Consider the following 25,107-nt stretch of genomic DNA (forward strand, 5'->3'; position numbering starts at 1 on the left):
GTGCAATCCCCTACGCTTGAAACTCAAAACCAATCGTTTAATTGGAGCCCATAACCGGACTTGAACCGGTGACCTCTTCCTTACCAAGGAAGTGCTCTACCGACTGAGCTATATGGGCTATGTTGCTCTCCGGCTCCCAAACCTCGATTGGAGCGGGTGATGGGAATCGAACCCACGTCATCAGCTTGGAAGGCTGAGGTTCTACCATTGAACTACACCCGCATGGAGCCTATGCATCTGGTGGAGGGGGGAGGATTCGAACCTCCGAAGGCGTAAGCCGCCAGATTTACAGTCTGGTCCCTTTGACCGCTCGGGAACCCCTCCAAAAAGGAGCGGATTATTTTTGACGATTTGATCGTCTATGTCAATCACAACCGCACTTAAGCTCGGTGTCGCTAATAGCGGTGCAGAAAATTCATAGTTTTCTCCGCCCCGTGTTCGAGCAATTGGGGCAATAATTTAACCGCCCGATCAATGGCGGCCCAAATCTTGGCCCGTTCATCCTCTGTAGGTTGGCTTAATACGTAATCGGCAACCGATCCTTGGGGCGGCCGCCCAATCCCAATCCGCAAGCGCCAGAACTGATTGGACCCTAAATGCTCGATAATGCTGCGCAAACCATTATGGCCGCCGTGCCCACCGTTTTTTTTTAGGCGCACTACCCCAACTTCGAAATCCAGCTCATCGTGAGCGACCAACAGCCGTTCGGCCGATATCCGGTAATACCGGCACACTGCCGCCACTGGCACACCGCTTAAGTTCATGTATCGCGCCGGTTTGAACAAATACACCGCTTCGCCCTGGTGATGAAACTTAGCCTCCCAACCGCCAAATCGCTCCTGCCAAACAAGCTCGACGCCATATTGGCTCGCAAGCGCGTCCACAAACCAGAACCCGGCATTGTGCCGGGTTCTCGCATAGCCGGGACCAGGGTTACCCAAGCCAACCAGCAAGGCGAAGCAATTCACGCTAGCTTAGGTCTGCTCGCCGCCAGTCTCTGCCGTCTCTCCTCCTACCGACGGCGGCTGGATAGTCACCACCGGAATCGATGCTCCCCCTTCGTGCGCCAGTTCGGCCAGCTGCACCCCCTCAGGAACAGCCAACTCACCCAAATGAATGCTCTGCCCGATGTCCAAATTAGTCAAATCCACTTCCAGATACTCGGGCAGATGCTGAGGCAAGCAAACTACCTCCACCTCAGTCAGATTGTGCAGCACAATGCCGCCTTTTCTCACCCCGATCGAAGCTTCCTCGCCAATGAAATGCAGCGGCACATGGACGCGGATTTCCTCATCCGCCTTTACCCTCTGAAAATCCAGATGGAGCACCGATTCCGTCACCGGGTGGCGCTGAACTTCCTTGAGAATTGCTTGGACTTCTTTGGCCCCTGGAAGCTTAATCGTCAAGATATGAGAAAACACCGCCTCTTGTTCCAGGTTCTTATCCACTTGGTTTTTGGTCAGCGCCAGCATCACCGGCGGCTGGTCTCCACCGTACAGAACCGCAGGGATTTTATTGGTCCTACGCAACCGCCGGGCAGCACGCGTGCCAGCTGCCGACCGGATTTCCGCTTCGAATTCAAAACTTGCTTGCATCTTGAATAACCCCAAAATTAATCCACGTACAAGGAGCTGACCGATTCTCCCACGGCGATGCGGCGGATCGTCTCTGCGAGCATCTCCGCCACGCTCAACTGCCGAATCTTGCTACAAGCTTGAGCTTCTGGGCGCAAAGGAATCGTGTCGGTAACGACCAATTCGTCCAGCGCCGAGCTCGCGATGCTAGTTACTGCCTGGCCTGACAACACCGGGTGCGTACAATAAGCCGCTACCCGCACCGCACCGTGGTCTTTGAGCGCCTGCGCGGCTTGGCACAAGGTCCCAGCAGTGTCGACCAAGTCATCGACTAGGATACACGTGCGTCCCTCCACCTCGCCGATGATATTCATCACCTGAGATTCGTTGGCCCGGGGCCGACGTTTGTCGATGATCGCCAAATCCGCATCCCCTAAGCGTTTGGCCAACGCCCGAGCCCGCACGACCCCCCCAACGTCGGGGGAAACGACGATCGGACGTTCGTACTTCTGGCGCCATATATCTCCCAAAAGCAACGGCGAAGCATACACGTTGTCTACCGGAATATCGAAAAACCCCTGCACTTGATCGGCGTGGAGATCCACCGTCAATACTCGATCCACGCCCGCGCAGGTGATCATCTTTGCCACCAATTTGGCCGTGATCGGCACCCGCGCCGAGCGCGGTCGCCGATCCTGGCGCGCATACCCGAAATAAGGAATCACCGCTGTGATCGTCCCTGCCGAGGCGCGCCGCAAAGCATCCACAATCACCAAGAGTTCCATCAGATTGTCGTGCGGCATGTGGGTGGATTGGATCACGAAGATCTCTCTTCCCCGCACGTGCTCTTGGATTTCAACGGCGATTTCGCCATCGCTGAAGCGGCCCACAGACGCCAGACCCAAACGCAGGTTGAGTTTGTCTGCGATCCCCTGGGCCAAGGGCAAGTTGGAATTACCCGCAAAGATCATGAAACCCGCATCGTGCATACGCATGCGGTCACCTTGGACATGCCGATCGAAGGAGAAATAACTATCCTCGCGAGTGGCTGGGGCGGGAGGATTCGAACCTCCGAATGCGGGGACCAAAACCCCGTGCCTTACCGCTTGGCGACGCCCCATCAAAAATCTCATTTTACGCTTGCCAATTTGTTTAGCAAAGGCGATCGATTGACCCCGCGTGCACAGACAACCCGCCACTTTGGACTCAGGGCGTGCGCTACTGCCTTAGCCTCCTGTGGGTCTGCAAAGGCGGCAAACACGCAAGCACCGGTTCCGGTCAATCGCGCCTTACCATAAGCCGACAACGCTTCAAGCGCCGCCGCAACCTCAGGGTACATCCTTTGTACGACTGACAGACAGTCGTTGCCTGTCTCCCCAGCGTGAAATTCATCTATTGTGACAAGAGGGCTGTCTCTTGTCAAATCAGGAGCTGAAAAAACCCTGGCCGTCTCCACCCGGCACGGCGGAATCAACAGGACATACCAAGGCTCAGGCAAATCCAGCGGCGTCAGCTTCTCCCCTACGCCTTCGGCCCATGCCGCAACTCCCTTGATGAATACTGGCACGTCCGCACCCAGCCGAACCCCCAAATCGATCAATTCTTCGGTACTCAGCCCTAGCTTCCACAAGGCATTCAAGGCCACCAGCACGGTAGCGGCATCGGAGCTGCCTCCGCCCAGTCCGCCGCCCATCGGCAAGCGCTTATCTACGGTAATTTGAACTCCTCGCCGGAATCCGGTCGCTTGCTGCAGGAGGCGGGCGGCACGCACAGTTAGATCCTCGTTGGGCGGCACCTCCGGCAAAGGTTTAGCCAGAACAACTTCCGGCGCCTTAAGCCAGGCAAAGGATATATAATCGCACCAATCAACGAACTGGAATACGGTCTGCAACAAGTGATAGCCGTCTTTCCGCCGCCCGACAATGCGCAGCATTAGATTCAGCTTGGCTGGGGCTGGCCAAGCCTCAAGCTCGCTTAGGTTCAACGTCGACCTCCCACCGATCCACGATTAGTTTAAGATGTACCCCGCGCGGTCCGGTTAAACTCAATTTCACCGGCAAGGCGTAGGAGCCCACCGAGCGATACTCGTGGTATTCAACTTGCCACCCCTGTTGTCGTAGCCGAATAATCCGACCATCCGGACCGAATTCGACCTCGCCTTCGCCTGGCGCTGAAAGCCCACGAATCCAATAGTGCAGAGCCTGGAGAGGAACCGCTACCCCCAAGGCCTCCTTAAGCAAGCTTTGCGGTCGGTCAGACACCTGAACTTGGCCATTGGTTTTTTCGATCCTGACCCAATCAGCGCGCGCTTGGATGACTACCTTGCCCTGCCCAAGCGGTCCAAAGATCACCAATCGATCTTGACCGTCCCGATAAATCCAATCCAAGCTTCCGTGCCAGCTTCCCTGCTCTGCTCGCACTCCCACCCGGCCTTGCAGTTGCCAGTAGGGTAAGCTCTCAAGCCAGGCCAGCTCCTCTTGGCCGCGCGCCGACACAGGCGGGCGCCACCCCGCGCACCCTCCCAGCCAGATCGCCAACAGCAACCCGAAACCGAGGCGCACACTCACGGCTTGAGCCGATCTCGGAAGCGCTCGATCAAAGATTGCACCCTTTCGTCCTGAGGTGCCTTGAGGACTTCGTGCCACAGACGCCTCGCTTCTTGCTTATCCCCCAGAGCCCATAACACCTCCCCGAGGTGAAACGCAATCTCCGGATCGGGATTGAGGGCGTAAGCCCGCTGTAAGTATTTACGGGCTTTGGAATAGTCGCCGAGCTTATACCAAAGCCAGCCATAGCTGTCCAAAATGGCCGGGTCCTCAGGTTTGAGCCGGATGGCCTGATCCAAATAAGCGCGCGCTTCTTGAATTTGATCGGTGTGCTCCAGCAACGTGTAGCCTAACGCGTTGAGCAGATTCGCATCTTCAGAGCGTGAGGCAAGCGCAGCTTTGAGGTCGTCGATGGCGATATCCGCTTTACCGATTTGCTCAGCAACTAAGGCTCGCGCATACAAGAGATCCGGATGCTTTGGAAACTCGGTCAGCGCTTGGCTTAAAGTCGCAAACGCAGCCGGATACTCTTTGAGGTTAGTCTGAATCTCCGCCTGCAGTAGATATACTTGGAGCTTGCGCTCAGGAAAACGCTCGCGTAAGGATTCCAGCCGCTGCAGCGCTTCCTGATTGCGCCTAAGCTTGGCCAAGACCGCCGCCGCCTGGACCTGGGCATCGAAGGCAAGCTCGCCTGTGTCAACTCGCTCAAACCACGCCAGCGCTTGCTCCCATTGCCCCCGATGGGCGGCAATCCGTCCCAAATAAAAACTGGCTTCATTACGCCACTTATCCTGTTTGCGCAGACGGCGTAAAGCGCGTTCGGCAACCGCGTCCCGACCCTGTTGGAGATTGACCAAAGCGTAGGCATACAGGACATCGGGATGATCCGGCTCGCGCTTGAGAATCTGCTCGAGCTCGCGCAGCGCTTTGTCAAACTTCTGCTGTTTCAGCAGCAGCTGGGCGTACATAAAGCGCAGCTGCAAATCCTTTGGGTGTTTTTGCATCAGCTCCTGCAGGATTTGCTGCGCCTTGCGGTCCTCTCCCAACTGCGCCAAAAGTTGGCTCTGCAGTAAGCGGAGCTTGGGCCAATTAGGGCGCAGCGCCACCGCGCGGGAAATTTGCTCTAAAGCCAGCTGCGTCTCGCCTTTGCGCAGCGCAAGCACGGCATAGGCATAGAGAACTTCGGGCGAGCGCGGGAAACCTTGGCTCGCTTTCGCCATTACCTTAAGCGCGGTTTCCTTAGGCGCACCCTGATCCATGAAACCCACGATGTCTAACAAAACTTGCGGCAGGTTATCTCCAGCCAACTCCAATACCTGAGAAAAATGCGTCACCGCAGGCTCGATCTCATCGGCTTGCAACGCCAACATCAATGCTACTTTGTGGGCGTTCAACGCGCGGGGGGCGCGTTCCAGCCAAAGCTTTACTGCGTGTCTGGCGCTCTTTAGGTCATTTAGGTACAAAGCGATCTGAGTGGCTCTCTCCGCTACCCAAGAATCGGTAACCTGCGCCGCCACCTGAAGATAATTCTCAAGCGCTACCGCATAATCCCCGTTTTGGCCGGCAAACTCGGCGACCAATAAGCGATACAAGACGTCCTTCTTGTCGCGGGCGCCGCTTAGAGGCCGCTGCCGCAGCCCTTCTAAGGCGATTGGCGCAGGGGCGCCTTCCTGGGTTTTCCCTGGCCAAGGCAGACGGGCACAGCCAGGAAAGATCAGTCCCAAGAAAACCGGAACCAAGGGGAATAAAAATTTCACCACGGATAACTTCCTTTCTTCAGTCGGGCAGGCCGGCGGATATTGTGGTTTAAATTATATTTTGTTTTTAAAATGAAAAATAACGTTCTAAAATGGCTTTCCTGGTATGACCCTGCTCGCCTTAGGCTTAAACCACACCACCGCCCCCTTGGCAGTACGCGAGCGGCTTGCCTTCCCTGCCCATCGCTTAGGCGAATCCCTGCAAGATTTACTGACTTTACCCGGCCTGCGCGAAGCGGCCATTTTATCCACCTGTAACCGGACTGAGCTGTATTGCACTACCGAACTGCCCGACCGCCGCGTGTTGACCGAATGGTTGGCCAACACGCATAACTTGCCCGCCGACGCTTTTGCAGCTTGCCTTTATGTCCACACCGACGCGGCGCTGGTTCGTCACCTGCTCCGCGTCGCCTGCGGCCTGGACTCAATGGTTTTAGGCGAGCCCCAGATTCTCGGCCAGCTGAAAGCCGCCTACCGCGCCGCGCTGCAAGCCGGCGCTTTAGGAAAAACCCTCAACCGGCTGTTTCAACACGCCTTCAGCGTGGCCAAAAAAGTCCGCTCCAACACCGCAATCGGCGCCAGTCCCGTTTCTGTGGCTTTCGTCGCTGTCCGCTTGGCCCAGCAAATTTTCGCCAATCTTAACCAACAGACCGCCCTTCTGATCGGTGCGGGCGAAACCATCGAGCTGACTGCGCGCCACCTTCACCAGCAAGGTCTGAAGCGGCTGATCATCGCCAACCGCACCTTCGCCAAGGCCCAGGCGCTGGCCTGGCAGTTTGGCGGGCAGGCTATCGCTTTGCACGAGTTGCCCGAATACTTGCCTGAGGCCGACATCGTGGTCTCCTCGACCGCCAGTCCCCTGCCGATCTTAGGCAAAGGCGCGATCGAGCGCGCGATCCAAAAGCGCCGCCACAAGCCGATCTTCATGGTGGACCTGGCGGTGCCGCGCGACATCGAACCGGAAGTAGACCACCTCGAGGACGTTTATCTGTACACCATCGACGACCTGCAAAACATCGTCGAGGAAAACCGCAAAAACCGGCAAGAAGCGGCCCTTAAAGCCGAAGAAATCATCGCCCGAGAGGTCGAGCAATTCTTCGCCTGGCTGCGCGCGCAGAGCGCAAGCGCCACCATCTGCGCGGTTCGCGCCCAAGGCGAGCGCTTGCGCGAGGAGGCTTTGCAGCGCGCAAGACGAGCGCTGCGTAAAGGGATTCCCCCAGAACAAGCGCTGGAACTGTTGGCTTATACCTTGACCAATAAACTGCTGCATCTTCCCAGTGTCCAACTCAAAAAAGCCGGCCTCCACCAGCGTCACGATTTGATTTTGGCCGCGCGCGAATTGTTCAAGCTCAACTGACTGCCGTGCAGCACGCCATCCGCACCAAACTCGACAAAATCAGCGAGCGCTTCGAGGAAATCGCCGCGCTTTTGAGCTCGCCCGAGGTCCAAGCCAATCCGCAGCGGCTGCGCGACTTAAGCCGGGAATACGCCCAACTCGAGAAGATCCACGCCGTCTATCGGGATTATCGCAAGACCGAAGCCGACCTGGCTGCCGGGCAGGCTCTGCTTGCCGAGCACGACCCCGAGCTCAAAGCGCTGGCTGAAGAAGAGATTGCCCAGATCAAAGCGCGCTTAGCTAAGTTGGAGCACGAACTTAAGATCTTGCTTTTACCCCAGGACCCCAACGCCAACCGCAATGTCTTTTTGGAAATCCGCGCCGGCACCGGCGGCGCGGAAGCGGCGCTGTTTGCGGGCGACCTTCTGCGCATGTATCTGCGTTATGCGGAACAATGCGGCTGGCGGGTAGAAGTGCTTTCGGCAAGCCCAGGGGAGCACGGCGGTTACAAAGAGGTTATCGTAAAGATTTCCGGCGCCGGGGTTTATTCCCGCCTTAAGTTCGAGGCCGGCACCCACCGCGTCCAGCGCGTTCCTCAGACCGAGTCCCAAGGACGCATCCATACGTCCGCCTGTACGGTCGCGGTGCTGCCTGAAGCCGAAGAAATCGATGAGATCGAGCTCAACCCGCAGGACCTACGCATCGATACCTTCCGCTCCTCCGGGGCAGGCGGCCAGCACGTCAACACCACCGACTCGGCGGTTAGAATCACCCACCTTCCCACCGGAATCGTGGTCGAATGCCAGGACGAGCGCTCCCAGCACAAGAACCGCGCCCGCGCTATGGCCTTGCTCAAGGCACGCCTGCTCGCCGCCGAACAGGCCAAACGCCAGGCCGAACAGTCCGCCTCCAGAAGACTTCAGGTCGGCTCCGGCGACCGCTCCGAGCGCATCCGCACCTACAACTTCCCCCAAGGCCGGGTGACCGACCACCGGATCAATCTCACCCTTTACAAGCTGGATGAGATCCTCGAGGGCAACCTGGACGAACTGATCCTACCCTTGATCCAACAACATCAAGCCGAACTCCTGGCGGAAGCAGCCGACTCATGACCTGTATCGCCACGCTCCTTTGCCAAGGGAGCGCGCGTTTAGCCAACGTCTCTCCGACTCCTAGGCTAGACGCCGAATTGCTTTTGGCTTGCGCCGCCGGGCGTCCCCGCGCTTACCTATGGGCTTGGCCCCAAGCCATCTTGCCCCCCGAGCACCAGCTTCGTTTCTGGCAGCTGATCGAACGCCGCGTGCAGGGCGAACCGGTGGCTTATCTCACGGGCCGGCGGGAATTTTGGTCGCGCGAGTTCGAGGTCAACCCTTGCGTGCTGATCCCGCGCCCAGAGACCGAGCTCCTGGTAGAACGGGCGCTTGGCCTGATTCCGCCGCAAGCGGACTGGCGGATCGCCGATCTCGGCACCGGTTCGGGGGCGATCGCGATTTCCTTAAGCCTGGAACGACCGCGCGCGCAGTTTTTCGCCGTTGACTTGTGCCCCAAGGCGCTTGCGGTGGCCAAGTCCAACGCCCGCCGCCTCAAAGCGCCTAAGATCGCCTTTGTCTTGAGCGATTGGCTTTGCGCCTTCGCTCCGCACCGCTTTGACCTCATCGTCAGCAACCCGCCCTACGTGGCCGAAGGCGACCCCCATCTTCAAGGCGAGATCCGCTTTGAACCGCCCCTCGCCCTGGTGGCGGAAGACGGCCTGGCCGCCTTCCGCCGCCTGATCCCACAAGCTCGGCAGGGGCTGCGGCCAGGCGGCTGGCTGCTGTTGGAGCACGGCCAGACCCAAGCGGGAGCGGTAGCGGAGTTGCTCCAACGCGAGGGTTTTGAGAACATCGTTTGCTACCGCGACTTAGAAGATCGCCCCCGTCTCACCCAAGCGCGAAGGAGGCGTTAAGATGCCAGAATCTGTCGTTTTGCCTCGTGCTCTGGTAATCGCTCTCCTGCATCAGGCCCAAAGCCGTCCTGAATGTGAAGTCTGCGGCCTGATCGGCGCCCGAGGCGGCGTGCCGGTCAGCCTCTATCCGGTGGCAAACGTCGCCGCCGAACCAAAGCGCCATTTTCACCTCGACCCTCAAGGCCAGATCGAAGCGATGCGGACCATGCGCGAGCGCGGCGAGACCCTATTCGCCGTCTACCATTCGCACCCTTCGGCGCCGCCTTTCCCTTCCGACGAAGACATAGAAGCCGTCGCCTATCCGGAAGCCCTGACCCTGATCGTTTCCTTGAGCACCAAAGGGACTTTGCAAATGCGCGGTTTTCGCCTCGACGGCCGCATCCCCGAGGAGGTCGTCCTGGAGGTAGAAGAATGACCGCGCTCAGTCTAGACGGCAGCTACGGCGAGGGCGGTGGTCAGATCCTGCGCACTGCCTTGGCTTTGGCTTTGTGCCTTAAACGCCCCGTGCGCCTGTTCAATCTCCGCGCCCGCCGCGCTCAGCCGGGCTTAAGGCCGCAGCATCTGGCCTGCGTGTTGGCGGCGGCTGAGATCGGTGGAGCTAAGGTTGAGGGAGCCACTCTTGGCTCGCAGGAGCTATACTTTGAGCCGAGCACCGTGCGCCCCGGCCGTTACGCTTTTGCCATCGGCACCGCCGGTTCGACCACTTTGCTGCTTCAGACCCTGCTTTTGCCCTTGCTCTTGGCGCAAGCTCCAAGCCGCCTGATCCTCACCGGCGGCACCCACAATCCTAAGGCGCCCTCGTTTGATTTTCTCGCTCAGGCGTTTTTGCCCTTGCTCGCGCGCATGGGGGCAAAGGTGGAGCTCAACCTCCTGCGCCCGGGTTTTTATCCTCGCGGCGGCGGGATTTTGGAAGCCAAAATCGAACCAACAGAAAAGCTTAGCCCGCTGGACCTGCCCGAACGCGGCAAGGTGCTTGAAATTCAAGCCTGCGCTTTGGTCGCTGGGCTGCCGCGCCCTATTGGCGAGCGCGAGCTCAAAGAATTGGCAAAGGCCCTGACCCTGCCCGAAAGCGCGCTGCGCGTCGAGGCCCTGACCGGCTGCGGCGTGGGCAACGCGGTCACGGTGACGGTGCGCTGCGAGCACTTAAGCGAAGTGTTCACCGGCTTTGGCGAACGCGGGGTGCGGGCAGAAACCGTAGCTGAACGCTTGGCGGCAGAAGTCAAGGCCTATCTTGCCGCGAAGGTGCCGGTAGGGCCTTATTTAGCCGATCAATTGCTGCTGCCACTCGCGCTCGCCGGCGGCGGTCGGTATTTAACCTTGCCGCCAACGCCGCACACCACGACCAACTTGTGGGTAATCCAACAATTCTTGCCGCTCGCGTGCAAGCTCCGGCAAGAAAACGCCCAGCGCTGTTGGATTGAGCTCACCAGTAACGCTCCGTCGTGATCTGCCCTGGGGATTTGCGCAAGTTTTCTTTAAATCCTCGAGCCTGGAGCAAGGCGACCGTGTCCTTGACCATCTCCGGGTTGCCGCAAATCATCACCTGGCTGTCTTCTGGGGCAAGCGCCGTCCCGGCCAACTCCTCCAACAGCCCAGATTCTATGGCCTGCGGGATGCGGACGGAAAAATCCCCGCCGGGCTCGCGGGTGACGCTCGAAAAAAACCGAAACTGCCTAAGATGAACGCTCCTAAAACCGGCGATGGTTGCTTGATAGGCAAGCTCTGAACGAGTGCGCACGCCGTGGACCAGCACGATTTTTAAGAACCTTTGCCAAGGCGTTTGGGTTTTGAGGATGGACAGGAACGGCCCAAGCGCCGTGCCGGTCGCGAGCAGCCACAAGAATTTACCCGCCGGAACTTGGCTCAAGGTAAAAAAGCCAGAGGGTTTTCTGGCGACCCAAACTGTATCCCCAGGGCGCAAAGCCGCCAGTTTCGGGCTCAAGCGGCCGTCTGGGATGACGATAAAATAGAAGTCCAACGGCCGCTCCTCGGGGGCGTTGACAAAGGAGTAAGGACGGCTGACGAATTCCCCGTCCAGCATCAACCCCAGCCGGCCGAATTGACCGGCCTCGAACGGCTCGATTTCAGCCTCAACGCGCAAGGAGTACAGCGCATCGGCCCAGCGGTGAAGCTCCACCACTCGGCCTGGACTCCATTTGTGCAAGTCGATGCTCATGCCAGCGCCTCCAGAGGTCGGTAACGGTTTTCTTCCGGCCAAGCCGCAGCGACGGCCGGATGGGTAATCCAGCCGCGATAGGTATTGATGGCTTTGGAAAACTCCAGGTCCGTCAGGACCCCTGCCAGCCCTTGCCGCACCAGTTTGAGAATGTACGGCAAGGTCGCCTGGGTCAGGGCGAAGGTGGAAGTGCGTGGGTAAGCTCCGGGCATGTTGGTAACGCAATAATGGATCACCCCGTGCTCGACGAAGATCGGATCGGCGTGGGTGGTGGGCCGAGAAGTGGCCACGCACCCTCCTTGGTCGATGCTCACATCCACGATCACCGCGCCTTCAGGAAGGTGTCGGACCATGGCTTCGGTGATCACCTTAGGCGCCCGCGCTCCGGGCACCAACACCGCCCCGACGACGAGGTCGGCATCGGCCATCTCGGCGGCGATCGCCTCGGGGGAGGAAAGAAAATAGCGCAAGGCTCCAAGCTCTGCTTGCAGCGCTTGGCCGCGTTGGAGATGGAGGCCGGCCATGGCGACTTTAGCCCCGAGGGCGCAAGCGCGCCGCGCGGCGTGTTGCCCCACCACGCCGTCGCCGACGATGAGCACCTTGCCGTACCCGCTCCCGAGCACCTCGCCGAGCAAGGTTCCCCGCCCGCCGTGAAAGCGAGCCAAATAAAACGCGCCCACCAACGTCGCCATATTCCCAGCCACGGCGCTCATCGGCGCCAAAAGCGGCAAGCGCCCTTCGGCGTTTTCCAAAGTCTCGTACGCAAGCGCTGTGGTCTCGGTCGCCAACAAGGCGGTGAGCAACTCTTTGGGCGCGGCGGCCAGATGGAAATAGGCAAACACGATCTGGCCGCGCAAGAAAGAATACTCTTTAGGCTGCGGCTCCTTGACCTTGAGGACCAGATCGGCCGCCCATGCTTCAGCGGCGCTGCCAAGGCGAGCGCCTGCGGCCAGATACTCCGCATCGCCAAACCCTGCCCCCAAACCGGCTCCGCGCTCGACCGTCACCGCACAACCTGCCTTGATCAGCGCGCCAACGCCCTCCGGGGTCAGCGCGACCCGATACTCCTCCGGCTTAGTCTCTTTCGGCACCCCCACTCGCATCATTTGTGCTCCCCTCGCCTTAGAGGCATCCATTCTATCCGCCCTCGCCCAGGCGCTGCAAAGCCCAGGCTTGCGCGCCGAGCAGGACGACTTCCGTAGTCAACACCACTTTGACCGGAACCTGCGCGAGCAGCTCGGAAAACCGCCCTTTCGCGGTAAATCCCGCCATAAACTCCCCTTCCGCCAGCACGGGCAGAATTTTCGGCGCGATCCCGCCGGCCACGTAGAGGCCGCCCAGCGCCAGGCTTTTCAACACCAAATTGCCGGCTTCGGCACCGTAGATCCGCGCAAACCAACGCAAGGCTTGGTAGCACAAGGCATCGCGCTTGGCGGCGCCGTGCTCGCCGATGACCGCCGCCGGATCCTGTTCCCGCAGCAGCCGAACCAGCTCTGGGTTGATTCGTTCGGGAGAGCGCGCGCTTAAAAAGCGATAAATTTCCACAATTCCCGCGCCGGACAGCACCCGCTCGTAGCTTACGTGCCCAGGGTAACGCGCGCGCAGCCAGGCAAGCAACCTGTCTTGCTCGGCGTCGAGCGGCGCAAAATCGCAGTGCCCCCCTTCGGTGGCGACGACCATCGGCCCCTTCTCGGCATTGAGGATCAATGCCTCGCCCAAACCCGTACCGGCCGCGATCACCGCCCGGTGAGCGTGGGGGCGAGGTTTGGCCGAAGGATTGAGCTCGACCAGCTGCGCCTCGGGTAGAGTGAGGACGCCGAACCCCGTCGCCTGCAGGTCGTTCAACAGCCAAACCTTCGCCCCTTCAAGCTGCGCAGAAAGCGCTTTGGCGTCGAGCCGCCAAGGCAGGTTGGTGGTTTGGCAAATCCCCTCGACCACGGGACCGGCCACCCCGAACACGGCCGCTACGGGCTGAAGAGGTCCTAAAAATTCGTCCAAAAGGTCTTCGAAACGGGCGTATTCGCTGCTGGCAAACCGTCCCTCGCGCCGGGGATGAAATTCTCCCCGGTGAACTTCCCCAAGCCGGAGCAAAGTCTTGGTGCCGCCGATGTCGGCTACAAGGACAAGGGGCGCGCTCATTCGCCAACCAAGGTGGCGATGATGGTTCTAGGCCCTGCGCGGTCGCGGTGCTCGCCTAGGTAAATCCCCTGCCAGGTGCCGAGCAGCAGCCGACCGTTGCCGATGGGCACGAGCACCCCCGCCCCAAGCAAGGAAGCCTTGATGTGCGCGGGCATGTCGTCCGGTCCTTCCAGGGTATGCCGGTAATAAGGGGCGTTCTCGGGCACCGAGCGGGAAAAATGCGCCTCCATGTCGGCGCGCACGCTGGGGTCGGCGTTTTCGTTGAGGGTGAGCGAGGCGGAGGTGTGGCAGAGGAAAAACTGCGCCAGCCCCACCCGAAATTCCTTAATCTCGGGGAGCTGGGCGAGAAGCTCGCGGGTGATGAGGTGAAATCCTCGCGGTTTGGGAGACAGGACGATTTTCTTCTGCACCCACATCAAGGCCTCCCTTTGCATGGCGGAGAGGGAGGGATTTGAACCCTCGGTACGCAGCAAGGCGTACACCTGATTTCGAGTCAGGCCCGTTCGGCCGCTCCGGCACCTCTCCGGGATCGAGTGCGCAGAACCCAAGCGCGTTCAACCAAACGCCAAACAGTGTACCACAACGACCGCAAATAGAAACCTCCTCGCTTTTTAAAACCGCCGCCACAGCGCCCAAGCCATCCCCAGGCAGGCAAACAAGGACCCCGTCGCGCTGCTCCTGCTCAAATCGCAATTCGCGCTTGCACACCTCCACCAGCTTGGACAACTCCTCGTGGCGCTGTTTGAGCAGCGCGCCGAGCTTGGACCGGCCCTGGAAAACCGCGCGTTTTAAGGCGACCACCCCGTAGATCAAGAGGACAAACCCGGCGGCAATCAGTACACTTAAGGCGATGAACATGGCAGCTCGTAGCGTGTTGAAAACTCCATTCAAGTAGAGTCAGGAAGGAGGCGCCCTTTGACCCGGCAAGCTTTTGCAGGCCATTTTCCTAAGCTGGGGCAGCGCGTGTACATCGCCGAAAGCGCCTTGGTCATCGGCGACGTGCGCCTGGACGACGACGTCTCGATCTGGCCCGGGGCGGTGGTGCGCGGCGACGTCAACCACATTCACGTCGGCGCCGGCAGCAACGTCCAGGACGGCTGCGTGCTCCACGTCACCCATCCCGGCCCCTATACGGGCGAGGGGTTTGCTTTGACCATCGGCCAGTTCGTCACCTTAGGGCACCGGGTGGTCGCGCACGGCTGTCGGATCGGCGACCGGTGCCTGCTCGGCATCGGCGCCATCGTCATGGACGGGGCGGTGCTAGGAAATGAACTCATCTTAGGGGCGGGGGCTTTGGTGCCTCCCGGCAAGCACCTGGAAGGAGGGTATCTGTACGTGGGCGTTCCCGCCCGTCAAGTGCGCCCGCTGACCGAGCAAGAGCGCGAGTTCTTGCGTTATTCCGCCGACCATTACATCGAACTCAAGAATCGCTACTTGTCTCCTTAGGATGCTCAGTTTTCACGACGTTTCCTTGCACCGCGGTGGCCGGCCGCTGTTTGAGCGCGCCAGCTTCACCCTCAGGCGCGGCAGCAAGACCGGTCTTGTCGGACCTAACGGCGCCGGCAAGTCGAGCTTGTTCGAGCTCATCTGCGCTAAGCTGAGCCCTGACCGCGGCCAGGTCCGGCTGCCGCCCGATTGGACTCTCGCCGCCGTCGCCCAGGAAATCACCGCGCTGGATCGTCCGGCCATCGAGTTCGTCCTCGACGGAGATCGCAAGTTGCGCGAGGTTGAGCAAGCGCTGGCGCAGGCACAAGCGGAAGGCTCGCCCCTGCGTGAGGCCAAACTCCACGCCGAGCTGGAAGCGATCGGCGGTTACCAGGCCCGCGCCAAAGCAGCGCGCCTGCTCGACGGCTTAGGCTTTGCCGAAGCCGATCGGGAGCGGCCGGTGCGGGATTTTTCCGGCGGCTGGCGGATGCGGCTCAATCTGGCGCAAGCGCTCATGTGCCGCGCGGATCTTTTGCTTCTGGATGAGCCTACCAACCACCTCGACTTAGACGCAGTGATCTGGCTCCAAGAATGGCTTAAAAGTTATTCCGGCACCTTGCTGCTGATCTCCCACGACCGCGACTTCCTGGATGCCGTCTGCGACCACATCCTCTACTTAAAGCACGGCCGGATCGAACTCTACCGCGGCAATTACTCGGCCTTCGAGGCCGCGCACGCCCAGCTTCTCTCCCGCCAGCAGGCCAATTATCGCAAGCAGCAGCGCGAAAAAGCGCGCCTGCGCGCGTTCATCGACCGCTTCCGCGCCAAAGCCACTAAAGCGCGCCAGGTCCAGAGCCGGATCAAAGCGCTCGAACGGTTGGAAGAAATCGCCCCTGCTCATATCGACTCGCCGTTCCATTTCCGCCTCGGCCAACCTGAACACTTGCCGTTCCCGCTCCTGCGTCTGGAGAAAGCCGATCTTGGCTACGGCGCGCGCGTGGTGCTCAAGGGGGTGACGCTTGCCTTAAACCCCGGCGACCGGCTGGGGATCCTAGGCCCTAACGGGGCGGGTAAATCCACTCTGATCAAGGCCCTGGCGGGCGCCTTAGCTCCTCTCGCCGGGCGGCGCGAGGCCGCCGAAACTTTAAACGTCGGCTATTTCGCCCAACACCAATTGGAGCAATTGCGCCCGGAGCTTTCGGCGCTCGAACACCTCCAGATCCTCGATCCCCGCGCCCAGGAACAGCCTCTGCGCGCTTTCCTGGGAGGCTTTGGTTTTAGCGGCGAGCGCGCCACGGCCAAGATAGCTACCTTCTCGGGCGGCGAGAAGGCGCGCTTGGTATTGGCCATGTTGGTTTATCAAAGGCCCAATCTGCTCCTGCTCGATGAGCCCACCAATCATCTGGATTTAGAAATGCGCCACGCCCTGACCGTCGCGCTGCAGGACTATCCCGGCGCTTTGGTCTTGATCGCCCACGACCGCCACCTGCTGCGCTGCACCTGCGATCGGTATTGGCTGGTGGCCGACGGACAAGCCCGGCTCTATCCCGGCGATCTGGAAGATTACCGGCGCTGGCTACTCGAATCCCGCACCCGGCCGCCGGCTTTTGCCAAGGCAAGCTCGCCCTCGCGCAAAGAGGAGCGCCGCGCAAAAGCGCAACGCCGAGACCGCCTACGCCCCCTGCAGCGCGCCTTGGAAACAGCCGAAGCCGAATTGTCCCGCTTGACCGAGGCCAAAGCCGTCCTCGCGCAGCAGCTCGCCGATCCGGCGTTGTATCAAGAACCCGCGCGCCTCAAAGCGCTGTTGCTGGAACAGGCCGAACTCGATCGGCGGCTCGCCAGTGCTGAAGAGGCTTGGCTTAAGGCGTTGGCGGAACTGGAAGCGGCCGGACGGTAAGTTTTGCTATGATGCAAAGCGTTTTAACACCGGGGAGAGGACGTCAATGCAACCTTATCAAAACATCCTTCTGGCTACCGACTTTTCCGCGCACGCCGAGCTTGTGGCCGAACGCGCCAAGGACCTGGCCGACCGCTACCAGGCCAAGCTTTCCGTCCTGCACGTGGTCGATAACCTGCCCATCACCGATTCCACCTACGGCCCCATCATTCCTTTCGACGTGGACATCACCGAGCAACTGATCGCGGCCGCGAAACAGAAACTGGCCAAGATCGCAGAAAGGCTCAAAATCCCTGAGGATCGATGCTGGATCGAGGTGGGCAGCCCCAAGGCGGAGATCGTGCGGGTGGCGGCGGCGGAAAACATCGATCTCATCGTGCTCGGTTCCCACAGCCGCAAGGGGCTCGGGATCCTGCTCGGATCGACTGCCTCCAGCGTTATCCTCCACGCCAAGTGCGATGTCTTGGCGGTGCGCTTAGTGGAGTGAAGCTATTCTAGATCCAACAGGCGATACAAGCCGTCCAACACCAGGGTGTTGGGGCTGACGATGCCGATCACCTCGCGGCCTTCGACCACCAACGCCCGCACCAGATTGTATCTGGCGAACAGGCGCGAGCAATAGCGGATGTCCATGTCGGGGTGGATCAAAATCGTCGGCTTTTCCATCACTTCGTAGACGTTGACGCGCTCGGGCGAGCGGTCGCGGGCCAACACGTGGCGGGCGATGTCGCCGGAAGTGACCAGGCCGTATTCGTCGTCGGCGTGGCGCTTGTTCACCACCAGCACCGAGGTCTTGAGGGCCTTCATCTGGCGCAGCGCCTCGCCTACGGTGGCCAGGCCGTCGATGGTGCCAAAATCGGTGCGCATGATCTCGCGCACCCGAATCAGCGGTTTTTTCTTGTCCACGCTCAGATTTCCTCCTCGACTAGGGGAACCAGTTTCTCCATCTGATGGCGCACCCCAACGGCGTCTTCCACATCGATCTGAAACGCGATCCCGGTGCCTGGGGTGGCGTCGAAGCCCGCCGCCTCGGCCACCGCTTCTAGGATCGTGCGGCTCAAGTGTTCCTCGACCAGCATCAGCACCACGTCGCGCTGGGCTTCCAAGGCCAACCCTAGAAAGGTCTTGGGACGTTCGATCCCCTCGCCGCGGGCGCTGGTAATCACGGTCGCCCCCGTCGCGCCGAAATCGCGGGCGGTCTTCAATACCAGATCGGTTTTGTCGTCCCCCACAAACGCAACGATCAACTTAAAACGCATCAGGATTACCTCCTCTTCCGCCCCAGGAAAGCCGCCAGCTGGGCATAGCCCAGCACGGTCATGATCGGAAACACGCTGGCAAACGCGATCAACCCAAACCCATCGAGCAAGACGCTGCGTCCTGGCACCGCTTTGGCCAGACCCAAACCGAGCGCGGTGACTAAGGGGACGGTCACGGTCGAGGTGGTTACCCCACCGGAATCGTAGGCCAACCCAACGATCACCCGTGGCGCAAATACGGTTTGGACCAGAACCACCAGATACCCGCTCAAGATATACCAAACCAAGGAGCCCCCGCTGACGATCCGATACGCTCCCAGAGCGATGCCTATGGCCACTCCCACCGATACCGCCAGACGCAACCCCCAAGGCCGAATCGCCCCGCCGGAAATCTCCCGCGCCTTGAGCGCGACCGCAATCAAGGCCGGCTCGGCGAGCGTGGTGGTCAGCCCTAGGCTGGCGGCAAACAGGTATACCCAAAAATAGTCGCTAGGATTTGCTCCCGAAGCGGAGAGGAAGCGGGGTCCAGTCAGCTGCAACGCCATCTCCTCCCCCAAGGGGAACAGGGCCATCTCCAGCCCTTTAAGGAACAAGGCCATACCGAAGACCACAAACCCAAACCCGAGGATCACTTGGCGCAGGTGCGGCAGAGGACGGCGGATCACCCCCAGTTGGAAGATGAGGATCGTCGCCACGATAGGCGCGCAATCGCGCACCGCGGTCAGCAGGCTGGCGCCGAAACTTACGCCTTCCATAACAGGCCAAACAGCATCACAAAGATCATGGGCGTCAGCGAAGCAAACGCGATCAGTCCAAACCCGTCCACCAGCGGATTGCGCCCCTCGACGGAAGAAGCCAATCCCACACCTAAAGCCGTCACCAGCGGCACGGTGATGGTCGACGTGGTCACTCCGCCGGAATCGTACGCCACGCCGATGATTTCGGGCGGCGCCAACGGCGTTATTGCCAGCACTACCAAATAGCCCCCCACCATCACCCAGGGCAGCGGCCAGCCTTTGATGATGCGGATGACGCCGATCACCAACGCCACCCCCACCGCCACCCCGACGCTCAAGCGCAAACCCAAGGCATACCGCTGCCGCAGCGCGGCATCGTCGCCGAGCAAACCGCCGGCCGCTGCCGCCTCGGCGGCTTTGGCGGCCACCGCGATCAACGCCGGCTCAGCTACGGTGGTGGCAAAACCCAGAAAGAAGGCAAAGCAAAGCAGCCAAGCAAGGCTTCCCTTGCGGGCAAAGGCATACGCCATCGACTCGCCGAGCGGAAACAGCGCAAGTTCCAGGCCCCGTACGAAAAAGGTCAATCCCAAGACGGTCACCGCCGTGCCTGCCGTCAACCCCCAAAGATTCGGCAGCGGCCGGCCAATCACCAGCGTCTGAAAGACCAAAACGACCGCCAGCACGGGGGCAAGGTCGAGAAAACTCAACCCCAGCTGCCGCAGGAATGCATACATACCGCCCCCGAACCGGCGATCGTCCCGAATTTATGGATGCGTCTCCTGCTCCTGCTCCTTGAGCACGTGGTCCAGCTTGGTTTCCAAAGCCTTAAGGCGCTGATGGGTCTCCTCTTCTTGTTCGCGCATCACGTGTTCCAGCTTGGACTCGATTGCGCCCAAGCGCTCGTGAGACTCCTTTTCTTGCTCCTTGAACAGGTGGTCGATCTTCTTATCCAGATGCTCGAGGCGTTCCATCACCTTTTGATGCATCTGCATGCACTGCTGCATCATGGGCATGCCCATCGTCCCTTGCTGCCCCTCTTGCATCCCCGGCATGGCCATACCGCCTTGTTCTTGCGCCGGCCGGATCTTGATCTTCGCCCCACCCTCTTGTTCGGCGCCTGCCCACGCTGCCGCGCTTAAGGCCACCGCGCTCCAAGCCACAGCCCACTTTAACGTTTTACGCATAACCTCGTCCTCCTTAAAAATAGTGATCGTTCAGGCGAGCCGAAACACCTCGGTTCGCCCATCTCGCTCAATAATCAGCTTCCCTTCCCGCGCTAACCAGCCGATCGCGCGTTGGACCTCCTTGCTGTTTAAGCCGGTTTCTGCCTCCAATTTGGTGGAGGAGGCTTCGCCGAGCCGATCCAGACAATGCCATACTTTGCCGGCCGCCAGGCCGATCTCCTCGCCGCGGGTAGTCTCTACACTCGCTTTTGGCTTGGCCGCCCCACCGGACTTAGCCGAACTTTTTTGCGCGCTCATTTTATCCCCCATTTATAACGCCTACGGTTTTAACCTCTTCCCCCTACGCCATCCTCAGGCAACACGATGTTGACCTCGAGAATTTCGCGGTTTTCATCCTGCTCCATCTGGATCGAGATCGCATCGAGGTCCACATTTACGTACTTACGGATCACCGCGAGCAACTCTTGCTGCATTTGCGGCAAATAACTCGGGGCATTGCGCATGCTCCGCTCGTGAGCGACCAGGATCTGCAGCCGCTCCTTCGCCAGCCGCGCGCTGCTTGGCCGAGACGAGCGAAAATAATCCAAAAGTCCCATACTCAACCTCCCAACAGCCGGCTGAAGAGGCTCTTCTTGACAGGGTTGATAAATCGATGCGGGACTTCCTCACCCAGATAGCGCGCCACCGCATCCCGATAGGCTTGGCCGGCGTCGCTCTTCTCGTTTAGGATCACCGGCACCCCTTCGTTGGAAGCGCTGAGCACTGCCTGCGATTCGGGAATGACGCCAAGCAAAGGCAAAGCCAGGATCTCCAGCACGTCGTCCACGCTCAACATCTCCCCCTTCTTGACTCGCTCGGGTACGTAGCGGGTGAGCAGCAAGTGCTCACGGATCGGCTCCTCACCCAGCTCAGCGCGGCGCGATTTGCTCGAAAGAATGCCGATCATCCGGTCGGCATCGCGGACCGAAGACACTTCCGGGTTGGTCACCACGATCGCATCGTCGGCGTAATACATGGCCAAAAACGCACCCTTTTCGATCCCGGCGGGCGAATCGCAAACCACGTACTCGAATTCTCGCGCAAGCTCCTCAAGCACCCGACCGACCCCTTCCTTGGTCAGAGCCTCCTTATCGCGGGTCTGGGACGCCGGCAGGATATATAGATTCTCACAGCGCTTGTCGCGAATCAAAGCCTGACGCAGCGTCGCTTCCTCGTTAATGACGTTGACGAAGTCGTACACCACTCGGCGTTCGCACCCTAGGATCAAATCCAAGTTGCGCAGCCCCACGTCAAAGTCGATCACCGCGGTGCGGTACCCGCGCAAGGCCAACCCCATCGCCAAAGACGCCGAGGTGGTGGTCTTGCCGACCCCGCCTTTGCCCGAGGTCACCACGATAATTCTCGCCACAGATCAATTACCTCCTGTTCGTCTCTAAAGTTCACAAACTCTCGATGACCAAAGCCGTATCTTGCATGTAGATTTGGACCGAACGGCCGCGAACCGACTCGTCCAGATCTTCGCTGATCCGGTAATGCCCGGCGATGGAGACCAACTCCGCCTGCAAATCCCGGCAAAAAATCCGGCACGCGGTATCGCCGCGCACGCCGGCTAGGGCCCGTCCGCGCAAAGCGCCATAGATGTGGATATGGCCATCGGCTAAAACTTCCGCACCGTGACCTACCGAGGCCAGCACGATCAGGTCGCTGCCCTTGGCGTACACGCGCTGGCCAGAGCGCACCGGTTGGGTGATGAGCAGCGACCGCGCCGGCCGAGGTTCGGGGACGGCTTCAGGCTTTGGCGCGATCTCTACCAAGGGAGCTGCACGGCCGGGCGTATCGGCCAACAGCGCGAGTTTGCAGGCAACGGCGCGTCGGCGCAAGGCGTCGTCGCCTCCCCGCAGACCCACCGGGATCATTCCCAGCCGATCGCATTGCTCCAGCAGCGCCACCAGATCGAGCTTGGACGGGTCCGCCAACGCCGACACGTCGATCACTACCGGGGCACTGCGAAAAAACTCAGGCGCTTGCGCCACTTTTTGGCTTAGTTGCGCCACGACGGCCGCTAAATTGCTGCTCAGCAGCCGCACGCTGGGCAAAGTCACCGACCCTCCCTTGATCTCTACCGCCGGCGGAAATTTAAGCTCGTCGTGCATAAGGCCGAAAGGCTCAGTCGGTGGGCAATATGGCGTAGTTTTGGATTGTAGCACCCTTGCTTTCCTCTGGTAAATGCTTCGCAGCGCAGATTTTTCTTAGCAATTTAGTATGCTTTAAGGCTTGCAATCACGGGCTCGATGCTTTAGCTTAACGCTTGGGCTAGGGGTGCACTGCCTAAGGCCCGGGGCGGTGCTGAGAGATACCCTTGGAACCTGATCCGGTTCGGACCGGCGTAGGGAAGCCCGGGTCTTTCCCTGCGCTCAACGTGACAGTGTGGAGAGACCTTATGAACTCTGGCAAAGCACTTCGGCAAAACCTCCGCGTCAAACAGCTTACCATCCCTCCCTTTCCTGCCTCGACCAAGGTTTACCTCCAAGGCAGCCGTAAAGACTTACGCGTGCCTATGCGGCGGATCGATCAAAGCCCTACCCAAACCCCGTCTGGGCCGGTGGAAAATCCGCCGGTCTATGTTTACGACACTTCCGGCCCTTACACCGACCCGAACGCCGAGATCGACCTAACGCGCGGCCTGCCGCCGCTTCGCCTCGGCTGGATCGAGGAGCGCGGCGACACGGAAATTTTACCCGGGCCGACTTCCGAATACGGCCAAAAACGCCTAAACGACCCCAAAACCGCCCATTTGCGCTTCTCTAACCTGCGCCCGCCTAGGCGCGCCAAACCCGGCGCCAACGTGACCCAGATGCACTACGCCCGGCGCGGGATCATCACCCCGGAGATGGAATTCATCGCCATCCGCGAGAATCAGAATCTCCAAGCGATGCGCGAGGCTTACGGGCAGCGCCTCCATGCCGGGCAGCCGTTTGGCGCCCGCTTGCCCAAAGAGATCACTCCGGAATTTGTGCGCCAAGAAGTCGCCGCCGGCCGCGCGATCATTCCGGCCAACATCAACCACCCCGAATCCGAGCCGATGATCATCGGCCGCAATTTTCTGGTCAAGGTCAACGCCAACTTAGGCAACTCGCCGCTGCGCTCCAACATCGAGGAAGAAATCGAAAAAATGCTGTGGGCGATCCGCTGGGGCGCCGATACGGTGATGGATCTATCCACCGGCAAACACATTCATGAGACGCGCGAGTGGATCCTCCGCAATTCGCCCGTCCCCGTCGGAACGGTGCCGATCTACCAGGCGCTGGAAAAGGTCGAGGGTCGGGCGGAAGAGCTCACTTGGGAGATCTTCCGCGACACATTGATCGAGCAGGCCGAACAAGGCGTGGACTACTTCACCATCCACGCCGGCGTGCGTCTGGCCTACATTCCCCTCACCGCAGGCCGCGTCACCGGAATCGTCTCCCGCGGCGGGTCGATCATCGCCAAATGGTGCCTGGCCCACCATCAGGAGAACTTCCTTTATACGCATTTTGAGGAAATCTGCGAGATCATGAAGGCTTACGATGTGGCCTTCTCCTTAGGCGACGGTTTGCGGCCTGGGTCCATCGCCGACGCCAACGACGAGGCTCAGTTCGCCGAGCTCAAGACCTTAGGCGAATTGACTAAGATCGCCTGGAAGCACGACGTGCAGGTGATGATCGAAGGGCCGGGGCACATCCCGCTCCATCTTGTCCAGGAGAACGTGGACCGGGAATTGGCCGAATGCTTTGCAGCCCCGTTCTACACCCTAGGGCCTTTGGTCACCGACATCGCTCCCGGCTACGACCACATCACGTCCGCCATCGGCGCGGCCAACATCGGCTGGTACGGCACCGCCATGCTGTGCTACGTGACGCCCAAAGAACACCTGGGCCTTCCGGACAAGGAAGACGTACGCGCTGGGATCGTCGCGTACAAGATCGCCGCCCACGCCGCGGATCTCGCCAAAGGCCATCCTGCCGCGCAATACCGCGACAACGCCCTGTCCAAAGCTCGGTTCGAGTTTCGCTGGCTCGATCAGTTCAACTTGAGCCTCGATCCGGAAAAAGCGCGGGAGTTCCACGACCAGTCCTTACCTCAGGAGGCGGCCAAGCTCGCCCATTTCTGTTCGATGTGCGGCCCGCGCTTTTGCTCCATGCAGATCAGCCAGGAAGTGCGCGCGCTCGCCGAGGCCGAGATCGAGCTTGGGATGCGCGAGAAGGCGGAGGAATTTCGTAAAGCGGGCGCCGAGCTTTATGTGCCTCTGCCAGCGGACGCGCACGCAGGCTAAGCCCGCCGGTCAGGCAAAAAACCGATGCAGCATCTGCTCGACCATCCCCCAAGTCACGAAGGGGGGTTTTTTGACCACGGTGACGATGAGGGTATCTTGATCGAACCGGTAAGTGCCCTCCAAACCCCGGCCGGAGAAATGGCCTTGCATTTGGTCGGCGATAAAGTGGATCGCGTTTGCCAAGGCCATTTCTTGGGCCTTGTTGAGCAGAATTTCAGGATGCTGCTTGAGGGGAATCGCAAAAGTTCGGGGCATAGCCAAAATCTGCGGTTAAACACGTTTTCATGATACCGTCATGGTCGAGCCACGCCAATTCATCCCGCTCAACATCGCTGTCCTCACCGTCTCCGACACCCGCACCGAAGCCACCGACGGCTCGGGCAAACTCCTGGTAGAGCGCCTGCAAAGCGCAGGTCACCGCCTGGCGGGAAAACGCATCGTACCGGACGATATCTATCAAATCCGGGCGCAGGTCTCGGCCTGGATCGCCGATCCTGCCGTAGATGCGATCCTCACCACCGGCGGCACGGGGCTAACCGGCCGCGACGGCACGCCCGAGGCCATACGGCCGCTGTTGGACAAAGTGCTCGACGGCTTCGGCGAGATGTTTCGCTTTCTCTCCTATGCGGAGATCGGCACCTCCACTATCCAGTCGCGGGCGCTGGCCGGGGTGGCCAACGGCACCTATGTCTTTTGCCTGCCCGGCTCCAAACACGCCTGCGCCACCGCGTGGGACAAGCTCATCCAAGCGCAGCTCGACGTTCGCACCCGCCCTTGCAATCTGGTAGAGTTAATGCCGCGTCTTCGCGAAAAAGGATAG

At 60.2% G+C, this 25,107-nt stretch carries 30 protein-coding genes, 5 tRNA genes and 1 riboswitch; of the genes, 10 read left to right on the forward strand and 25 right to left on the reverse strand.

Annotated features, from left to right (window positions below; all coding sequences use genetic code 11):
• Positions 1-42: 42 nt before the first annotated feature.
• The 10 genes from ACYQ3M_RS10805 to ACYQ3M_RS10850 form a co-directional block, all read right to left on the reverse strand.
• A tRNA-Thr gene (locus ACYQ3M_RS10805) sits at positions 43-118 on the reverse strand.
• Between the two features lie 30 nt (positions 119-148).
• Positions 149-222: transfer RNA gene (locus ACYQ3M_RS10810), tRNA-Gly, on the reverse strand.
• A gap of 16 nt (positions 223-238) precedes the next feature.
• Positions 239-324 (reverse strand) — tRNA-Tyr (locus ACYQ3M_RS10815).
• A 71-nt stretch (positions 325-395) separates the two neighbouring features.
• Positions 396-968 (reverse strand): aminoacyl-tRNA hydrolase, encoded by a 573-nt coding sequence (pth, locus tag ACYQ3M_RS10820; protein WP_460036096.1) that lies wholly within the window; start codon positions 966-968, stop codon positions 396-398.
• A gap of 6 nt (positions 969-974) precedes the next feature.
• Positions 975-1,595, reverse strand: coding sequence for a 50S ribosomal protein L25/general stress protein Ctc (locus tag ACYQ3M_RS10825; protein ID WP_460036097.1), 621 nt, complete (start codon positions 1,593-1,595; stop codon positions 975-977).
• Between the two features lie 17 nt (positions 1,596-1,612).
• Complete coding sequence (locus ACYQ3M_RS10830) at positions 1,613-2,563, reverse strand: ribose-phosphate diphosphokinase (RefSeq protein WP_460036133.1); 951 nt, start codon at positions 2,561-2,563, stop codon at positions 1,613-1,615.
• 56 nt (positions 2,564-2,619) lie between these two features.
• Positions 2,620-2,694: transfer RNA gene (locus ACYQ3M_RS10835), tRNA-Gln, on the reverse strand.
• Positions 2,695-2,703: 9 nt separating this feature from the next.
• Complete coding sequence (ispE, locus tag ACYQ3M_RS10840; protein ID WP_460036098.1) at positions 2,704-3,558, reverse strand: 4-(cytidine 5'-diphospho)-2-C-methyl-D-erythritol kinase; 855 nt, start codon at positions 3,556-3,558, stop codon at positions 2,704-2,706.
• Positions 3,539-4,135 (reverse strand): lipoprotein insertase outer membrane protein LolB, encoded by a 597-nt coding sequence (lolB, locus tag ACYQ3M_RS10845; RefSeq protein WP_460036099.1) that lies wholly within the window; start codon positions 4,133-4,135, stop codon positions 3,539-3,541. The genes ispE and lolB overlap by 20 nt, the downstream gene beginning before the upstream one ends.
• A 2-nt stretch (positions 4,136-4,137) precedes the next feature.
• Positions 4,138-5,880, reverse strand: coding sequence for a tetratricopeptide repeat protein (locus ACYQ3M_RS10850; RefSeq protein WP_460036100.1), 1,743 nt, complete (start codon positions 5,878-5,880; stop codon positions 4,138-4,140).
• A 103-nt stretch (positions 5,881-5,983) separates the two neighbouring features.
• On the opposite strand from ACYQ3M_RS10850, the gene hemA reads away from it, so the two are divergent.
• Genes hemA through rtcA form a run of 5 tightly spaced genes read left to right on the forward strand, consistent with a single transcriptional unit; the run spans position 5,984 to position 10,604 of the window.
• Entirely contained in the window at positions 5,984-7,234 is a 1,251-nt protein-coding gene (gene hemA, locus ACYQ3M_RS10855; RefSeq protein ID WP_460036101.1) for a glutamyl-tRNA reductase, read from the forward strand.
• A 5-nt stretch (positions 7,235-7,239) separates the two neighbouring features.
• Entirely contained in the window at positions 7,240-8,325 is a 1,086-nt protein-coding gene (gene prfA / locus ACYQ3M_RS10860) for a peptide chain release factor 1 (RefSeq protein WP_460036102.1), read from the forward strand.
• On the forward strand, positions 8,322-9,158 hold the full coding sequence (gene prmC, locus ACYQ3M_RS10865; RefSeq protein WP_460036103.1) for a peptide chain release factor N(5)-glutamine methyltransferase: 837 nt from the start codon (positions 8,322-8,324) through the stop codon (positions 9,156-9,158). Before prfA ends, prmC begins: the two co-directional genes overlap by 4 nt.
• 1 nt (position 9,159) lies before the next feature.
• Positions 9,160-9,573, forward strand: a complete 414-nt coding sequence (locus ACYQ3M_RS10870; protein WP_460036104.1) for a M67 family metallopeptidase — start codon at positions 9,160-9,162, stop codon at positions 9,571-9,573.
• A complete protein-coding gene (gene rtcA, locus ACYQ3M_RS10875) occupies positions 9,570-10,604 on the forward strand; it encodes an RNA 3'-terminal phosphate cyclase (RefSeq protein ID WP_460036105.1) in 1,035 nt (344 codons plus the stop codon). Before ACYQ3M_RS10870 ends, rtcA begins: the two co-directional genes overlap by 4 nt.
• Here the strand turns inward: rtcA and ACYQ3M_RS10880 are convergent.
• The 5 genes from ACYQ3M_RS10880 to ACYQ3M_RS10900 all read right to left on the reverse strand — a co-directional run bounded on the left by ACYQ3M_RS10880 (position 10,582) and on the right by ACYQ3M_RS10900 (position 13,998).
• Positions 10,582-11,334: a ferredoxin--NADP reductase gene (locus tag ACYQ3M_RS10880; RefSeq protein WP_460036106.1), complete on the reverse strand. Its 753-nt coding sequence runs from the start codon at positions 11,332-11,334 to the stop codon at positions 10,582-10,584. The genes rtcA and ACYQ3M_RS10880 overlap by 23 nt on opposite strands.
• Entirely contained in the window at positions 11,331-12,440 is a 1,110-nt protein-coding gene (gene ald / locus ACYQ3M_RS10885) for an alanine dehydrogenase (RefSeq protein WP_460036107.1), read from the reverse strand. The genes ACYQ3M_RS10880 and ald overlap by 4 nt, the downstream gene beginning before the upstream one ends.
• Before the next feature lie 31 nt (positions 12,441-12,471).
• The gene (glk, locus tag ACYQ3M_RS10890; RefSeq protein ID WP_460036108.1) at positions 12,472-13,473 is read right to left on the reverse strand and encodes a glucokinase; all 1,002 of its coding nucleotides are present in this window, start codon (positions 13,471-13,473) and stop codon (positions 12,472-12,474) included.
• Positions 13,470-13,889 carry a secondary thiamine-phosphate synthase enzyme YjbQ gene (locus tag ACYQ3M_RS10895; protein ID WP_460036109.1) on the reverse strand — a complete coding sequence of 140 codons (420 nt, stop codon included), beginning with the start codon at positions 13,887-13,889 and terminating at the stop codon, positions 13,470-13,472. Before ACYQ3M_RS10895 ends, glk begins: the two co-directional genes overlap by 4 nt.
• 17 nt (positions 13,890-13,906) lie before the next feature.
• Positions 13,907-13,998: transfer RNA gene (locus tag ACYQ3M_RS10900), tRNA-Ser, on the reverse strand.
• A gap of 390 nt (positions 13,999-14,388) precedes the next feature.
• On the opposite strand from ACYQ3M_RS10900, the gene ACYQ3M_RS10905 reads away from it, so the two are divergent.
• Genes ACYQ3M_RS10905 through ACYQ3M_RS10915 form a run of 3 tightly spaced genes read left to right on the forward strand, consistent with a single transcriptional unit; the run spans position 14,389 to position 17,282 of the window.
• Positions 14,389-14,919: a gamma carbonic anhydrase family protein gene (locus tag ACYQ3M_RS10905; protein ID WP_460036110.1), complete on the forward strand. Its 531-nt coding sequence runs from the start codon at positions 14,389-14,391 to the stop codon at positions 14,917-14,919.
• A gap of 1 nt (position 14,920) precedes the next feature.
• Entirely contained in the window at positions 14,921-16,795 is a 1,875-nt protein-coding gene (locus ACYQ3M_RS10910) for an ATP-binding cassette domain-containing protein (protein WP_460036111.1), read from the forward strand.
• A 46-nt stretch (positions 16,796-16,841) separates the two neighbouring features.
• Entirely contained in the window at positions 16,842-17,282 is a 441-nt protein-coding gene (locus tag ACYQ3M_RS10915; protein ID WP_460036112.1) for a universal stress protein, read from the forward strand.
• 2 nt (positions 17,283-17,284) lie between these two features.
• Here the strand turns inward: ACYQ3M_RS10915 and ACYQ3M_RS10920 are convergent, their stop codons facing one another.
• From ACYQ3M_RS10920 to minC, 9 genes are read right to left on the reverse strand one after another with little or no spacing between them, the layout of a single operon-like run.
• The gene (locus tag ACYQ3M_RS10920) at positions 17,285-17,662 is read right to left on the reverse strand and encodes a CBS domain-containing protein (RefSeq protein ID WP_460036134.1); all 378 of its coding nucleotides are present in this window, start codon (positions 17,660-17,662) and stop codon (positions 17,285-17,287) included.
• A gap of 41 nt (positions 17,663-17,703) precedes the next feature.
• A complete protein-coding gene (locus ACYQ3M_RS10925) occupies positions 17,704-18,054 on the reverse strand; it encodes a P-II family nitrogen regulator (protein ID WP_460036113.1) in 351 nt (116 codons plus the stop codon).
• Between the two features lie 5 nt (positions 18,055-18,059).
• Positions 18,060-18,809 (reverse strand): DUF1538 domain-containing protein, encoded by a 750-nt coding sequence (locus tag ACYQ3M_RS10930; RefSeq protein WP_460036114.1) that lies wholly within the window; start codon positions 18,807-18,809, stop codon positions 18,060-18,062.
• Positions 18,797-19,525, reverse strand: coding sequence for a DUF1538 family protein (locus ACYQ3M_RS10935; RefSeq protein WP_460036115.1), 729 nt, complete (start codon positions 19,523-19,525; stop codon positions 18,797-18,799). Before ACYQ3M_RS10935 ends, ACYQ3M_RS10930 begins: the two co-directional genes overlap by 13 nt.
• A 30-nt stretch (positions 19,526-19,555) precedes the next feature.
• Positions 19,556-19,975 (reverse strand): hypothetical protein, encoded by a 420-nt coding sequence (locus tag ACYQ3M_RS10940; RefSeq protein WP_460036116.1) that lies wholly within the window; start codon positions 19,973-19,975, stop codon positions 19,556-19,558.
• A 30-nt stretch (positions 19,976-20,005) separates the two neighbouring features.
• Positions 20,006-20,272 (reverse strand): winged helix-turn-helix domain-containing protein, encoded by a 267-nt coding sequence (locus ACYQ3M_RS10945; protein ID WP_460036117.1) that lies wholly within the window; start codon positions 20,270-20,272, stop codon positions 20,006-20,008.
• A 29-nt stretch (positions 20,273-20,301) separates the two neighbouring features.
• Entirely contained in the window at positions 20,302-20,571 is a 270-nt protein-coding gene (minE, locus tag ACYQ3M_RS10950; RefSeq protein ID WP_460036118.1) for a cell division topological specificity factor MinE, read from the reverse strand.
• A 2-nt stretch (positions 20,572-20,573) separates the two neighbouring features.
• Positions 20,574-21,383 (reverse strand): septum site-determining protein MinD, encoded by an 810-nt coding sequence (gene minD, locus ACYQ3M_RS10955; protein WP_460036119.1) that lies wholly within the window; start codon positions 21,381-21,383, stop codon positions 20,574-20,576.
• A 31-nt stretch (positions 21,384-21,414) separates the two neighbouring features.
• Positions 21,415-22,128 carry a septum site-determining protein MinC gene (gene minC / locus ACYQ3M_RS10960; RefSeq protein ID WP_460036120.1) on the reverse strand — a complete coding sequence of 238 codons (714 nt, stop codon included), beginning with the start codon at positions 22,126-22,128 and terminating at the stop codon, positions 21,415-21,417.
• 152 nt (positions 22,129-22,280) lie between these two features.
• Positions 22,281-22,385: riboswitch (TPP riboswitch) on the forward strand.
• 30 nt (positions 22,386-22,415) lie between these two features.
• Here minC and thiC point away from each other — a divergent pair.
• Positions 22,416-24,287 carry a phosphomethylpyrimidine synthase ThiC gene (gene thiC, locus ACYQ3M_RS10965; RefSeq protein ID WP_460036121.1) on the forward strand — a complete coding sequence of 624 codons (1,872 nt, stop codon included), beginning with the start codon at positions 22,416-22,418 and terminating at the stop codon, positions 24,285-24,287.
• Positions 24,288-24,296: 9 nt separating this feature from the next.
• Here the strand turns inward: thiC and ACYQ3M_RS10970 are convergent, their stop codons facing one another.
• A complete protein-coding gene (locus tag ACYQ3M_RS10970; protein WP_460036122.1) occupies positions 24,297-24,542 on the reverse strand; it encodes a hypothetical protein in 246 nt (81 codons plus the stop codon).
• A 40-nt stretch (positions 24,543-24,582) separates the two neighbouring features.
• On the opposite strand from ACYQ3M_RS10970, the gene moaB reads away from it, so the two are divergent.
• Positions 24,583-25,107 (forward strand): molybdenum cofactor biosynthesis protein B, encoded by a 525-nt coding sequence (gene moaB / locus ACYQ3M_RS10975; RefSeq protein ID WP_460036123.1) that lies wholly within the window; start codon positions 24,583-24,585, stop codon positions 25,105-25,107.

The organism is Methylothermus subterraneus (genome assembly GCF_054656915.1).

Coding starts and splice junctions, on each gene's coding strand:
- ACYQ3M_RS10825 (WP_460036097.1), bottom strand. CDS start 1,595: ATGCAAGCAAGTTTTGAATTCGAAGCGGAAATCCGGTCGGCAGCTGGC.
- ACYQ3M_RS10830 (WP_460036133.1), bottom strand. CDS start 2,563: ATGCACGATGCGGGTTTCATGATCTTTGCGGGTAATTCCAACTTGCCC.
- hemA (WP_460036101.1), top strand. CDS start 5,984: ATGACCCTGCTCGCCTTAGGCTTAAACCACACCACCGCCCCCTTGGCA.
- prmC (WP_460036103.1), top strand. CDS start 8,322: ATGACCTGTATCGCCACGCTCCTTTGCCAAGGGAGCGCGCGTTTAGCC.
- ACYQ3M_RS10870 (WP_460036104.1), top strand. CDS start 9,160: ATGCCAGAATCTGTCGTTTTGCCTCGTGCTCTGGTAATCGCTCTCCTG.
- rtcA (WP_460036105.1), top strand. CDS start 9,570: ATGACCGCGCTCAGTCTAGACGGCAGCTACGGCGAGGGCGGTGGTCAG.
- ACYQ3M_RS10880 (WP_460036106.1), bottom strand. CDS start 11,334: ATGAGCATCGACTTGCACAAATGGAGTCCAGGCCGAGTGGTGGAGCTT.
- ald (WP_460036107.1), bottom strand. CDS start 12,440: ATGATGCGAGTGGGGGTGCCGAAAGAGACTAAGCCGGAGGAGTATCGG.
- glk (WP_460036108.1), bottom strand. CDS start 13,473: ATGAGCGCGCCCCTTGTCCTTGTAGCCGACATCGGCGGCACCAAGACT.
- ACYQ3M_RS10895 (WP_460036109.1), bottom strand. CDS start 13,889: ATGTGGGTGCAGAAGAAAATCGTCCTGTCTCCCAAACCGCGAGGATTT.
- ACYQ3M_RS10910 (WP_460036111.1), top strand. CDS start 14,921: ATGCTCAGTTTTCACGACGTTTCCTTGCACCGCGGTGGCCGGCCGCTG.
- ACYQ3M_RS10915 (WP_460036112.1), top strand. CDS start 16,842: ATGCAACCTTATCAAAACATCCTTCTGGCTACCGACTTTTCCGCGCAC.
- ACYQ3M_RS10920 (WP_460036134.1), bottom strand. CDS start 17,662: ATGCGCACCGATTTTGGCACCATCGACGGCCTGGCCACCGTAGGCGAG.
- ACYQ3M_RS10925 (WP_460036113.1), bottom strand. CDS start 18,054: ATGCGTTTTAAGTTGATCGTTGCGTTTGTGGGGGACGACAAAACCGAT.
- ACYQ3M_RS10930 (WP_460036114.1), bottom strand. CDS start 18,809: ATGGAAGGCGTAAGTTTCGGCGCCAGCCTGCTGACCGCGGTGCGCGAT.
- ACYQ3M_RS10935 (WP_460036115.1), bottom strand. CDS start 19,525: ATGTATGCATTCCTGCGGCAGCTGGGGTTGAGTTTTCTCGACCTTGCC.
- ACYQ3M_RS10940 (WP_460036116.1), bottom strand. CDS start 19,975: ATGCGTAAAACGTTAAAGTGGGCTGTGGCTTGGAGCGCGGTGGCCTTA.
- ACYQ3M_RS10945 (WP_460036117.1), bottom strand. CDS start 20,272: ATGAGCGCGCAAAAAAGTTCGGCTAAGTCCGGTGGGGCGGCCAAGCCA.
- minE (WP_460036118.1), bottom strand. CDS start 20,571: ATGGGACTTTTGGATTATTTTCGCTCGTCTCGGCCAAGCAGCGCGCGG.
- minC (WP_460036120.1), bottom strand. CDS start 22,128: ATGCACGACGAGCTTAAATTTCCGCCGGCGGTAGAGATCAAGGGAGGG.
- thiC (WP_460036121.1), top strand. CDS start 22,416: ATGAACTCTGGCAAAGCACTTCGGCAAAACCTCCGCGTCAAACAGCTT.
- ACYQ3M_RS10970 (WP_460036122.1), bottom strand. CDS start 24,542: ATGCCCCGAACTTTTGCGATTCCCCTCAAGCAGCATCCTGAAATTCTG.
- moaB (WP_460036123.1), top strand. CDS start 24,583: ATGGTCGAGCCACGCCAATTCATCCCGCTCAACATCGCTGTCCTCACC.